General features: G+C 44.4%; 13 protein-coding genes. 8 read left to right on the forward strand and 5 right to left on the reverse strand.

The genetic code is table 11. The features are described from left to right. Positions 1-16 precede the first annotated feature (16 nt). Complete coding sequence (locus AB4384_RS15025; RefSeq protein ID WP_372129748.1) at positions 17-1,351, reverse strand: sphingomyelin phosphodiesterase; 1,335 nt, start codon at positions 1,349-1,351, stop codon at positions 17-19. Between the two features lie 415 nt (positions 1,352-1,766). On the opposite strand from AB4384_RS15025, the gene AB4384_RS15030 reads away from it, so the two are divergent. Then, positions 1,767-2,288 carry a DUF2058 domain-containing protein gene (locus AB4384_RS15030; protein WP_010441213.1) on the forward strand — a complete coding sequence of 174 codons (522 nt, stop codon included), beginning with the start codon at positions 1,767-1,769 and terminating at the stop codon, positions 2,286-2,288. Between the two features lie 128 nt (positions 2,289-2,416). Here the strand turns inward: AB4384_RS15030 and AB4384_RS15035 are convergent, their stop codons facing one another. Together AB4384_RS15035 and AB4384_RS15040 are read right to left on the reverse strand one after the other, a co-directional pair. Beyond that, entirely contained in the window at positions 2,417-2,638 is a 222-nt protein-coding gene (locus tag AB4384_RS15035) for a hypothetical protein (protein ID WP_102393872.1), read from the reverse strand. A 307-nt stretch (positions 2,639-2,945) separates the two neighbouring features. After that, a complete protein-coding gene (locus tag AB4384_RS15040) occupies positions 2,946-3,830 on the reverse strand; it encodes a LysR family transcriptional regulator (protein WP_372129749.1) in 885 nt (294 codons plus the stop codon). Positions 3,831-3,962: 132 nt separating this feature from the next. Between AB4384_RS15040 and AB4384_RS15045 the strand changes: the two genes are divergently transcribed. Further along, positions 3,963-4,973 carry an aldo/keto reductase family oxidoreductase gene (locus tag AB4384_RS15045; protein ID WP_372129750.1) on the forward strand — a complete coding sequence of 337 codons (1,011 nt, stop codon included), beginning with the start codon at positions 3,963-3,965 and terminating at the stop codon, positions 4,971-4,973. A gap of 9 nt (positions 4,974-4,982) precedes the next feature. Next, positions 4,983-5,375 carry a heme-binding protein gene (locus tag AB4384_RS15050; RefSeq protein ID WP_372129751.1) on the forward strand — a complete coding sequence of 131 codons (393 nt, stop codon included), beginning with the start codon at positions 4,983-4,985 and terminating at the stop codon, positions 5,373-5,375. 113 nt (positions 5,376-5,488) lie between these two features. On the opposite strand, the gene AB4384_RS15055 is transcribed toward AB4384_RS15050, so the two are convergent. Beyond that, a complete protein-coding gene (locus AB4384_RS15055) occupies positions 5,489-6,862 on the reverse strand; it encodes an L-cystine transporter (protein ID WP_017059148.1) in 1,374 nt (457 codons plus the stop codon). Between the two features lie 185 nt (positions 6,863-7,047). Beyond that, entirely contained in the window at positions 7,048-7,743 is a 696-nt protein-coding gene (locus AB4384_RS15060; protein WP_017059149.1) for an NAD-dependent epimerase/dehydratase family protein, read from the reverse strand. Between the two features lie 718 nt (positions 7,744-8,461). Here AB4384_RS15060 and AB4384_RS15065 point away from each other — a divergent pair. Genes AB4384_RS15065 through AB4384_RS15085 form a run of 5 tightly spaced genes read left to right on the forward strand, consistent with a single transcriptional unit; the run spans position 8,462 to position 12,222 of the window. Continuing rightward, entirely contained in the window at positions 8,462-9,073 is a 612-nt protein-coding gene (locus AB4384_RS15065) for a flavin reductase family protein (protein WP_372129752.1), read from the forward strand. A gap of 57 nt (positions 9,074-9,130) precedes the next feature. Next, positions 9,131-10,177: a nicotinate-nucleotide--dimethylbenzimidazole phosphoribosyltransferase gene (gene cobT, locus AB4384_RS15070; protein ID WP_372129753.1), complete on the forward strand. Its 1,047-nt coding sequence runs from the start codon at positions 9,131-9,133 to the stop codon at positions 10,175-10,177. Then, positions 10,177-10,983, forward strand: coding sequence for an adenosylcobinamide-GDP ribazoletransferase (locus AB4384_RS15075; protein WP_372129754.1), 807 nt, complete (start codon positions 10,177-10,179; stop codon positions 10,981-10,983). The genes cobT and AB4384_RS15075 overlap by 1 nt, the downstream gene beginning before the upstream one ends. A gap of 9 nt (positions 10,984-10,992) precedes the next feature. Then, positions 10,993-11,595: a bifunctional adenosylcobinamide kinase/adenosylcobinamide-phosphate guanylyltransferase gene (cobU, locus tag AB4384_RS15080; protein WP_372129755.1), complete on the forward strand. Its 603-nt coding sequence runs from the start codon at positions 10,993-10,995 to the stop codon at positions 11,593-11,595. A 9-nt stretch (positions 11,596-11,604) separates the two neighbouring features. Beyond that, positions 11,605-12,222: a histidine phosphatase family protein gene (locus AB4384_RS15085; RefSeq protein WP_372129756.1), complete on the forward strand. Its 618-nt coding sequence runs from the start codon at positions 11,605-11,607 to the stop codon at positions 12,220-12,222. The last annotated feature ends 111 nt before the right edge of the window (positions 12,223-12,333 follow it).

Here is a 12,333-nt window from a genome sequence, read left to right on the forward strand (position 1 = left end):
TTATTGGTTCACCGAGTTACTTGATCACGGCGCTAACAGGGAAGTGGTCTGAAAGGTTGTAGTGCTTCCATAACTCACTGCTTGTTGATCTTGGGACATCCACACGATTGTCGTTATGAGCTTTGGCGCCATATTCCGAGCTTACTACCACATAATCGAGATACTCAACGTTTTCACCACCCGACATAGGTTCGCCCGCAAAGTTGTTGATGCGTGGGTCAAAGGTAGAAGCGGTGTAACCTGAGTAGGTTGGTTCGTCAGCTTGCAGGTTAGCGAACATCTGTTGGTAGTCGTCTGGGAACTTGAGCTTGTTCACGTTGAAGTCACCGCTGTAAACCACAGTTTCTGATGCCGGGATATTCAGAGACTGCGCCAGTGCACGCATCTGCTTGAATTGACGTTGTCGGTAATCACGAGCGGTGTCCGTATCGAATGATGCCGTGTGGGTACCGAAAACATGGTAAGCCTGACCATTCTTGATAACTTCCGCGTAGTTAACACCTTTATCAGCAAAGCAATCTGTGCCCGTGCAATCAGGGAAAACATACTGCGCTTCATTAACGATAGGATAGCGGCTGACAATGATCACACCACCGTCGTATATGTTAATCCCATCTTTATCGAGCATTTTAGTTTGATAAGGATACTCTTTCGCAAGCTCACGCAAGAACTCATCTCTGCCGTTAGCAAACACCTCTTGAAGCGCCAACACGTCATAGCCCTTTACATATTGAGGGAGTAGGTCATAGCGGTCACCAATATGTGAAGCGATGGCAGGCAGCGCCCAGATGTTGTAAGTCATGACCTTGAGTGTATTGGCATCCGGCTCTGGTTGCTCATCCACTTTTGGTGGGGTGATGGTGTAATAAATATCATCATAGCGCGCTGTAGAATCGGCTTTGAGGGCTAGCTCTGCATTGACCCCGAACGCATCGGTTGTGCTGCGATGAATATTACGATCGTCATGCAATGTTAGGTTGACGTCTGCGGCACTCAAACCATGTTGCAGTGTCGAGTTATACCAATGTCCCTTCATGGCTTGGTTGAGCGTGACACTTTCGCCCACAGCGTTTGATACCACAGTGTCAAACTCATAGGTCTTCCCAGATTTCACACCAGTCCAGCGGTTGAAACTGATCAGCTTCTTCGTCTCCCAAGGACCAATCTGTTCAACATGCTGTTGCCACTCATCACCGAGTTGAAGCAGGTCGGTACCAGTGTGGTTGGCTTGAATGGTCATCACTTGATTGGTGTTATTGGTGAGATACACGTCGGTGTCTGCGATCGCAGAGGTCGAAGCGATTGATGTGGATGCCACAAGTGCAGCTAACCAAGTCCATTGAGTTTTCATCGTTTACGTTATCCTTATTGATTGATGTCTAGAATAACGTAGTCAAGAGTTATGACATTGGAGTTATAACTCTATGGCATTTATTCAAATATGAGATATATGCCAAGGTTTTATAAAATTGATTAACCATTGAAAATTAACATATTGTCTTATCGGAATGATAAGTGGTACGCGCGCGAATAATAGGGTCAGTTAATGCTTTCGAGTCGGTGGAACAGCCAATATTGGCGTGCTTAAGTGAAAACTGTGTGTCGCGGTAAAGTGGAGGTTGTGAGCAACAAGAAGGGAATATGGACACAGCTTAGAGCTATCAGCATAAATTTTGCGATTGTTCTTTAATTTACTCTTGTTCAGTAAACAGAAACCTCAAAAACAGGTATGATAGTGCCGTTTTTAATCCTGAACTGGGAAAGTCATGGCAAAGTTAACACTCCAAGAGCAGATGCTTAAAGCTGGCTTGGTAAATGAGAAAAAATTAAAGAAGGCGAAGAAAGGCTCTAAAAAGTCTCGCGTTCAGTCTCGTGAAGCAAAAGCGGCAGCTGAAGAAACTAAACTGGCGCAGCAAGCGAAAGACAAAGAGCTAAACCAACAGTTGAAAGAACAACAGTTGAGCAAAGAAATTAAAGCTCAAGTGAAGCAACTGATTGAGATGAACAAGATCGAACAGAAGAACGGTGAGATCAAATACAACTTCACCGACGGTACGCTAGTTAAATATCTTTACGTAGAAGAGCTGACTCAAAAGCAACTAAGTAAAGGCATTCTAAGTATTGCTCGTCAAGGCGAGAGCTATGTTGTTATTCCAACAGCAGTAGCGAACAAGATTGCTATGCGCGACGAAGAATCTATCGTTGATACGCAGGCAGGTAGCACAGACGAAGTAGACGAAGATGACCCGTACAAAGACTTCGTGATCCCAGATGATCTAATGTGGTAATCCGTTTTACCTAGCTCCATTTTAATGGTTAGCTAAGTTTACAGGATCTAAGAATGCAGCGAACAATCACTCGATTGGCGCTGCATTTTTTTTGGCGCGAAATGACTTCAACAAATCTTGAATAAAGCTTAGTGTTCTGACATTCCGTAAACAAGGCTATCATTGGCACTTGCATGATCGATAAAATCGGTATTAACGCGCTGTTCGTGTTGGTCATAGCCATCGAAGTAACAGTCGCCAATTTCATTGCGCGGGCAAACGTGAATGTGGTCTTTGATGACCAGTTCGGTAGAGCAGCATGGGCAGTGTTTTACATGTCCAGTGAGTACCGTAGATCGATTTGGTTTCATACATCCTCCTGATAGGCACTGTAATCTGATTGCCTATTTGCACCCTAAGTTACGCAAATTAGTGTGTCGTTATGATTTCATTTTTAAGTCAATGAAAAACGATTCGTAGAGTGAATGTTTAGGTATTAATGTAAATGTAAGAGCAAGAAAAAATAAAAGAACTAGGACGAGTAGGCTTGAAAGTAGATCGGCCATATAGTCGACTTTCACTGGTATCACATTCAGCCGAAGAGGTTGAAGTAGAGCTCGCTACGACGAATATGTTGGCCAGATGAAACCAACAAGCCCTAGTGAGCTGTGCATCATTTTATCGACTTAAGCTTTCAAAGTAATTCTGAACAAATTTAACGAACACTTGGTGTTTCTTTGCCGGATAAATAACTTGCGGATAGAAAAGGTAAATACTGTTGCCTTGTTGCAGACATTCATCAGGCAGCACTTGCTCTAACTCTCCAAGCTCGACCTCTTTCGCAACGTAGTAACTTGCAATACGGATGATGCCACTGCCTGCCATAGCTTGTTGTTTGAGCAAGTGGTTGTCATTGCTTGAAAGCCAACCGGACACATCAATATTTGCCGATTTTAAAGGCCACTCGGTTTGGTGCAGCGTTGCTAAGCATTGATGATCACTTAAGTCACTCACATTGGTTGGGCGGCCAAATTGGTCAAGATAACTGGGAGTTGCGACTAAATCATGCTGATAGCTAATCAAGTGTTTCGCCACCATGTTGTCAGGTGGCGTGTTGGTGGCACGAAACGCGATATCGATATCATCTTGATTGAGATTAAAGTTGGTGTAGCTGCTGTTTATCTCAAAGCGGATTTCTGGATATTGTTGCCTAAACTGTTGGCAGATATCGAATAGATATACCTCAGTAAACATCTTTGGTGCGGTGAGGCGCAATAGACCTTTTACGATGTCGTGTTGCTCAGAAACACTGCGTTCAAGCTGTAAAACTTGCGAGCGAATCGTTAAGCCTTGTTGCAACGCGCGTTCGCCTTCTTGGGTTAAACGAACACTGCGCGTGGTTCTGACCAAAAGCGGGCACTGTAAATCATTCTCTAAACGTTTGATCTGCTCAGAAAGGTAGCTCTTAGAGATACCGAGCTTTTCGGCTGCCTTGGTAAAGTTAAGTTGTTGAGCAAGTTCTACAAACAGGATCAGTCGTTCTATTCTTTTGTGTTCGTTCATTCGCGCGTTCCTACCAATCTATTGTTCGTCATATCAAACAATCATTTCGTAACTAGCATATTCTGTTTTTTAAAAAGAACAATATGATAGAGGCATATTTCTGGTCAGCAAATCTTCTAAGCGAGAATCGACATGACGAACAGCACTGAATCTACAAACAAAACGAATGACAAAAAGAGTATCCCATTATCAAACTATCTGCCGAATGTTGGGCAAGTTGCCTATGGCTGCATGGGGTTAGGTGGTGGTTGGAATGATAATCCAGTGACGAGTGCGGATGTTGCTCAAACACGAAACGTAATCGACACAGCATTAGAATCGGGTATTAATTTATTCGACCATGCGGACATCTATACCTTCAGCAAAGCTGAGCAAGCCTTTGGTCAAGCATTACAACAAGCGCCTGAACTGCGAGAGCAGATGTTCATTCAATCTAAGTGTGGGATTCGTTTTGAAGGTGGGGGGAATGTTGGTCGTTATGATTTCTCGGCTGATTGGGTAAGCCAATCGGTAGACAGTATTCTCAACCGATTGAATACTGAAAAGCTAGATGTGCTGTTATTACATCGCCCTGATCCTTTGATGGAACTCGATGACCTGGCAAGAGCGTTAGAGCACTTAAAAGCGAAGGGTAAGGTCGATTTCTTTGGTGTGTCGAACATGAACAGTCATCAAATTCAGTACCTGCAATCTGCACTTGGGCAGCCCGTTGTCGCGAATCAAGTTGAGATGAGCTTAGCCAAACTGGATTGGTTGAACGATGGGGTGATGATTAACTCGCAAGGGCACCATCAATCAGATTTCGCCGCTGGCACACTAGAACATTGCCAAATGAATAACATCCAACTGCAAGCTTGGGGCTGTTTGGCACAAGGCCGATTTGCTGAGCAAGGTTTGTATTCAGAACATGAACACGTGAAAAAGACGGCACACTACGTGGCTCAGTTAGCGAACCAATATGGGGTAGAAAGTGAAGCGATTGTGTTGGCCTTTTTGCTTCGTCATCCCGCAAGTATTCAGCCTGTTATTGGCACCACAAATCTAGAGCGAATCAAAGCTTCAGCGGTAGCGACTCAGATAAATCTGTCGCGTGAAGAGTGGTACAACCTATACGTGTACTCACGTGGTCAAGCTCTGCCATAAGGAATGAATATGTTGAATCAAAAGATCGCGCAACAATTGGTGTTTAATGCTCTCGATATTGCTGAGCGCAATCAGCAAGCAATCGCGGTGAGCGTGTGTGATACGCACGGTGAGTTACTGGCGTTTATTCGCATGGATAATGTGAGTGTTCAAGCCGGATTGTTAGCACAGAACAAAGCTTATACATCTGCAAGAGATAGACAGCCAAGCGGTAACTTAGGTGCTTGGGCGAGAGAAACTGGTAAAGACTTAAGTTACTGGACTGACCCAAAGATCACTGGCTTTAAAGGCGGTGTTCCCATTGAATTAAATGGGCAGGTGATTGGCGCGATTGGTATCAGCGGATTGAGTGAAGAGGACGATGAAGCACTTGCTGAGAAAGTGATTCAACTTGTGCTCTAAGTGCTGTTGCTTGTGAAGTAATGGTAATTGGAAGTAACAGATAATAAAAAACCGATGCATGTGCATCGGTTTTTTTGCTTAAGAGACCCAAGTGATTGAATCAATCGAACCCATTAAGCGTTCGCTTGTTCCAGATCTTGTTGCTTGTCTTTCTTACCCAATAGGCGGCTTGTGATCGTACCGGCTGTCATAGCACCAGATACGTTAAGCGCCGTACGTGCCATATCGATAAGTGGCTCGATAGAGATAAGCAGTGCTGCAATCGTTACAGGAAGGCCCATAGCAGGAAGTACGATAAGCGCCGCGAACGTTGCACCGCCACCTACGCCAGCAATACCGAATGAGCTCACTGTGATAATAGCAATCAGAGACAGAATGAAGTTGATGTCCATTGGGTCGATGCCAACTGTAGGCGCAACCATGACTGCTAGCATTGCAGGGTAGATACCCGCACAACCGTTTTGACCAATCGTCGCACCGAAAGAGGCAGACAGGTTAGCAATCGCTGGTGGCACGTTTAGCTTAGTGATTTGAGCTTCAACGTTCAGTGGAATTGTTGCTGCAGAACTACGAGACGTGAAAGCGAACGTCAGTACAGGCCAGATCTTTTGGAAGTACTCTTTCGGGTTTACACCAACAAAAGAAACCAACACACCGTGTACGACGAACATCAGTAGAATCGCAACGTAAGATGCAACGATGAAACCCAGTAGGCTGAGGATGTCAGAAGCACTTGATGTTGCAACTACCTTCGCCATTAACGCTGCGATGCCGTATGGCGTTAGTGCCATGATCATCTTAACTAAGCGCATAACGATAGATTGTGACGCTTCAACGAAAGTACGGATTGGAGATTCTAGTTCTTCTTTCTCTGCCATCACTTTACGAGCAGCGATGCCCGTTAGCACACCAAAGATAACAACCGCGATGATAGACGTAGAGCGAGCCCCCGTTAGGTCTGCAAATGGGTTAGTCGGAATAAAGCTGATCAGCATTTGTGGAATTGTTAGGTCTGAAACGCTACCGATGCGGCTTTCAAGTGTTGCGATACGTGCTGTTTCGCGAGCGCCTTCTGTTAAACCTTCAGCAGACAGGCCGAATGCTTGCGTTACAACAATACCAACAATCGCAGAAATCGCGGTTGTTGCTAACAGTACAGAAATGGTGATACCAGAAATCTTGCCCAGTGAGCCGCCTTTTTCAAGCTTCACTACTGCTGCAATCATTGAAACCAATACTAATGGCATGATCACCATTTTCAGTAGGCCAACATAACCACGGCCAACAATATTTACCCAGTCTAGTGTTTCGTTGATGACCGGATTGCCTTCACCAAATAACAGCTGTAGACCAAGACCAAATGCGCTACCAAATACTAAACCGAGTAAAACGAGCCGAGAAAGTGTGTTTTCTTTTTTCTGCTGTCCGTAGAGAAAAAAGAGGATACCAGTGAATACCGCTAAGGCAGCGATAGCTGAAAATGACATTTGTTTTCCTTATGAATCTCTTTAAATCGATAGGGCGCTTAGATATATGGGCGCAAATACTGTTAGCTACAGTAGCGACCTGTAACAAAACGTAAAATAAGGAAAAGTAATTTATTAGAACGATTAGTAATATCCACTCAATAGGATGGGTGGATATTCAACATTGTGATGAATAGGTGAGCTTTTTAGCGATATTTTGCCAATAAATTGAGCATGTCACTTGACGAGTAAATTTCGATATTTTGGAAATTATTTTCGAATAACCGGAACAACATTGCTTTGGCTACGTCTTCCGACTGAATAGGGCGTAGGTTTTTGAACTTACCAAGCATAAATGGAGACAGCAGAGGAAAGACACTTTGCAGGAGTTTTTCATCAGCTCTAGGTTCATCACGCTCACCCACCAGAGGCCCAGGGCGTGCGATGAAAAGCTGCTTGAAGCCAATACGTTTTAAATTTTGTTCCATTTGTCCTTTACAGCGAAGGTAGTGCGAATAGGAATCTGGTGAAGCGCCATAGCTAGAAACGACCGCTACGCGTTGAACCCCAAGAAACTTCATCGACTGTGCGACTTGGCTAACCAGTTCCACATCGATTTTGCGAAGCGCTTCTTTTGATCCTGCCTTTTTCTTAGTCGTACCTAAGCAGATAACGCCAAGATTAGGCGTCGCATTCGTGTCATCCCAACTGGTAACTTGCAGGTCGCTGTGAATGAGTGTGTGGAGCTTGTTGGAATCAAACTGTGAATCTAACGCTCGGCGAGATAGGGCATAGATATGATCAACGGCGGGTTCATCGATGAGCAACTTCATCACATGATGACCAATTAACCCGGTTGCACCAGCCACCACGACCGATGTTTTGTCTCCAGAAATGCTCATTTTAATCCCTTCTTCACTCCACAAGTGCTTGTTTAATATAAACAGTGTTTGAATTTTAAGCGAATAAAAGTTTGTTAAACGAGTGGTCAGTAGTATGTGGGGAGTCGCCTGTTTATGGAAAAAGAGATGATTTAGTTTGGCTCGACGCATAAGTACGGTCTGAAGCATAAGTACGATATGAAACATAATGGCGGTGGGAAAGATAAATGCGGTTTGAAACTTAAGTTAGGCGTTAAACATAACAAATCCCGCTGGGCGACGGGCTTTGTTACTTTTCTTGCTTCTTACTAGGTAAAGGACAGTGGGATTTTCCTTACCTTTTTGCTAGCTTTCTTACTTGATTTATTTGGTTTTCTTTTACTTGAATTTGGAATCATTACACCTCCTAAATCGTTGTTCTGTTTTGTCTTTCAATCGATTGTCTTTCTTCGTGTAGCGTCAGTGTTGTGGGCATTCACTGTATGGGTACTTATCAATGGAGAGATTAATAAGTAATTTAGATAAGGCATAAACGATGCCAAAATGTAAGTTATTGATAAATCTATTATCAGTATTATTTGTGTTTTAGGGTTCGTCAATTTGACTGTCAATCTGAGAAAAAACCAGTGTGATCTGTTTAAATTAAGAACACTCTCTGCGGTTTCTGCCACATAGCCATAGATACAGCCTTGCTTAACACGTAAACTGAGTCGTAATTCACATAGACCAAGGACGTGCTATGAACCTCAAGCTTGATACTCTTGCTCCCACTCAGATTTATCACCTGATGACACAAACCGTTGTTCCTCGCCCGATTGCGTGGGCATTGACGGAATCTTCTGACCAAGAGTACAACCTCGCGCCTTTCTCTTATTTCACGCCTGTTTCTAGTAATCCGCCGTTACTGATGTTATCGGTTGGGAAGAAGCCGTCCGGCGAAATCAAAGATACCACTCGTAATGCCCTAGAAACGGGTAAGCTAGTGATTCACATTGCTTCTTCAAGTTCTGCCGAAACCATGACGGCGACAGCAGCTACCCTTGAACATGGTGATTCGGAAGTCACCGCGAATAACATTGATCTGGTTGAATTTGAAGGCTTCTCTTTACCGAGATTGAAAGAGTGCGCGGTCGCTTTTGGATGCACCTTGTACGAAGTAAAAGAAGTCGGTGAGGTACCGCAAAGCCTTATTTTTGCTCAAGTTGAACAGGTGTATATCTCTGAAGGTGTGATCGATAAAGAGAGCGAACGCTTGAAGATTGATGCACTAGCACTTGATCCTTTATCTCGATTGGGTGGCGGTGAATACGCGACGCTTTCCAATGTGTTTTCTGTCGCACGCCCTAAGTAGCAATACCTAAGTAGCAGCCCTATATCAACGTACCCAGAATAAGCGTTTTTAAAAACTATGTTAGATACCCAATACTCGCAGTACATCCAACACCGAATTGACCAAAAAACCAAGCCACTTGGCGTACTTGGCTTACTAGAAAAAGTCGCACATCAACTGGCTTTGATTCAGAGCCAAGGCAAAGAAGCTGCGGTTGAACACATCGAATTGAATAAGCCAAGTATCATTATTTTTGCTGGCGACCATGGCATTGCTGACGAAGGCGTGAGTATTGCTCCAAGCGCGGTAACACAACAGATGGTGTTGAACTTCTTAAGCGATGGCGCGGCGATCAATTGCTTCTGTGCGGTGAATAATATCGATATCACGGTAGTCGACACGGGGATATTGTTGCCTGTGGAATCAGACAGTGACATGTTGATCTCTCAGCGTTTGGGTACGCGAACCAATAACTTTGCCAATGAAGCGGCAATGAGTTTAGAAACGGTTGAACGTGGGATTGAACTGGGTACTGAGCTTGTATCTAAAACCATTTCGAATGGCACCAATATCATCATGTTTGGTGAAATGGGTATCGGAAATACCAGCAGCGCATCAGCGATCTTAAGTGCATTAGCGAATCGTGCTGCAGCGGAGTGTGTTGGCCTAGGCACTGGCATCAACAATGAACAGCTTGCACGTAAAGTGGCTGTGGTTGAGCAAGGTGTCGCGCGTTGCAAAGGTTTAGATGCGAATGAAGTTAAAGATATTAAAGAGGTACTCGCACAAGTCGGTGGCTATGAAATCGTTCAAATGGTCGGTACTTTCCTTGGCGCTTACCAAAACAAAACCCCAGTATTAGTCGATGGCTTTATCGTGTCGGTTGCGGCGTATGTCGCGACTTTAATTGAACCGAGTTGCCGAGACTATATGATCTTCGCCCATCGCTCTGAAGAGTCAGGACACAAAATTCTGTTAGAGCTGCTCGACGCTGAGCCACTGCTCGATCTTGGATTGAGATTAGGCGAGGGCACAGGTGCTGCGCTAGCTATGCCAATTATTCGTGCGGCAGCCGAGTTCTACAACAACATGGCAAGTTTCGAAAGTGCCGGAGTCACTGTTTAATGAGTGATGTACCAGAAAGATCGTTGAGAGATCGAGTCACTTACCAGTGGGAGCTGTTTGCGCTGGCGATGGGTTTCTTTTCTCGCTTGCCAATGCCGAAAAACACGCCCTATTCTACAGAGCGAATGAACCGTTCTGGTCGCTACTTTTCAACGGTTGGTTTGTTGCTTGGTGTTCTGTGTGGCGGTGTGTTCTTGCTACTTGATGTGGTACTGCCGAGTGCAGTAGCGATCTTTTTGATGATGAGTTTTAGCCTGATGCTCACTGGCGCATTCCATGAAGATGGTTTGACTGATATGGCCGATGGCATTGGTGGCGGCATGACCCTAGAACGCCGTTTGACCATCATGAAAGACAGTCGAATCGGTACTTATGGTGCGTCTGCTCTGATTATGGCTCTGCTTGGCAAGTGGGTGCTGTTGAATGAACTCATAAGCATGACGGGACTGTTTATGGTAATCGTGACCAGTTATACCTTTAGCCGCGCGATTGCTGCATCGCTAATTTACGACATGCCTTATGTCAGTGATTTAGATACCAGTAAAAGTAAACCATTGGCCAACAAGCAAACCAAAGGCGAACTTGTCTTCTTATTGCTTGTAGGCGTGCTGCCTAGCCTGTGGTTTGGTCTTGAATTCGCTTTGGTTTTATCTGTCGTCGCTTATCTGTTCAGAACCGGATTCAAAAAGTGGTTAATGGCTCGAATTGGCGGTTTTACTGGCGATTGCTTGGGTGCGGCTCAACAGTTAATGGAGTTGCTGACTTACCTTGTATTCATTACTGCATTTTACAATGACTTTCTATAACGGCTTCCTATGACAAACACGAATCAAACTAATCAAGCAAGACAGCGAAACAGCCATCTGGTATTGGGCGGCGCTCGTTCTGGCAAGTCAAGTTTTGCAGAGCAACAAGCATTATGTGCGCTTGAAGCATGTTCAAATGGACGCCTCAATTATATTGCGACAGCGACATATCTTGATGATGAAATGCGAGAACGAATCGCGCACCATCAACAACGTCGTGGCGAGCAGTGGATTGAGCATGAAGTACCCGTCGAATTAGCCGAAAAACTGCAGTCTTTTGAGAAAGAAGATGTGGTATTGATTGATTGCCTAACCTTGTGGTTGAACAACATCATCTTTGAACTGGGTGATGACGCAACTAATGAACAGGTTGAAGCCGTGGTTGAAGTATTGATCAAAAGCGTCGAGCAAAGTCCGGCGCAAATTATCATGGTCTCTAACGAAGTCGGTTTAGGTGTGGTGCCGCTGGGTAAAGTGTCTCGCTTGTTTGTGGACAATGCAGGACGAATGAACCAAGCGCTAGCTCGCGTCGTTGAGCGCGTCACGCTGGTTGCTGCCGGATTGCCGCTGCACTTAAAACCATCTAATCACTTGCTTGATATTCAAGGCTAGGTCGCACACATGGTCAATGGAACAACCAAAAACATCTATTTGTTAAGACATGGCAAAGTCCAAGGAAAAGCTGCGCTCAATGGTTTATCTGATGTGCTGGTCAACTCTGATCTTCAAGAACAGATATGTGAGGCACTAACTACACAATACATTACCTTTGATAGCGTAGTTAGCTCTCCATTAAGACGATGTGGTGATCTCGCGAGCTTGTTTGCAGAGCGTATGTCTGTGCCTTTATCAGTTGCATCGGGTTTTCAGGAAATGAACTTCGGTGAAGTAGATGGTGTCCCATTTGATGAACTTGAAGACAAGTGGGGAATGTTAGAAACCTTTTGGAAAGACCCTGCTAATCATCAATTAACTGGCGCAGAAAGTTTACAGAGCTTCCACGACAGAGTAACTCAAGCTTGGTCGCAACTTTTGAATGATTCAAGTGACAATATATTGTTGGTTACTCATGGTGGTGTGATTCGCATACTGCTAGCGCACTGCCTTAATATTGATTGGAAAAACCCGAGTTTGTACTCGAAGTTATCGATAGAAAACGCATCGATAACGCATATTCAAATCACTCAGTTTGCGCAGAGCTTTATCAGCGTTAAATCGATAGGGATACCTGTTCTCTGAGTGTTCAAAAAACACAGTTTAAGAATTAACAATCTTTTAGATCTGTAAATAGAAACAGAAATATAAATAGAAGTATAAAGCGGCGTTCACAGCCGCTATACCTGATTGGTA

This window comes from Vibrio sp. 10N.261.51.A4 (assembly GCF_041471945.1).
Taxonomy (GTDB): Bacteria; Pseudomonadota; Gammaproteobacteria; order Enterobacterales; family Vibrionaceae; genus Vibrio; species Vibrio crassostreae_C.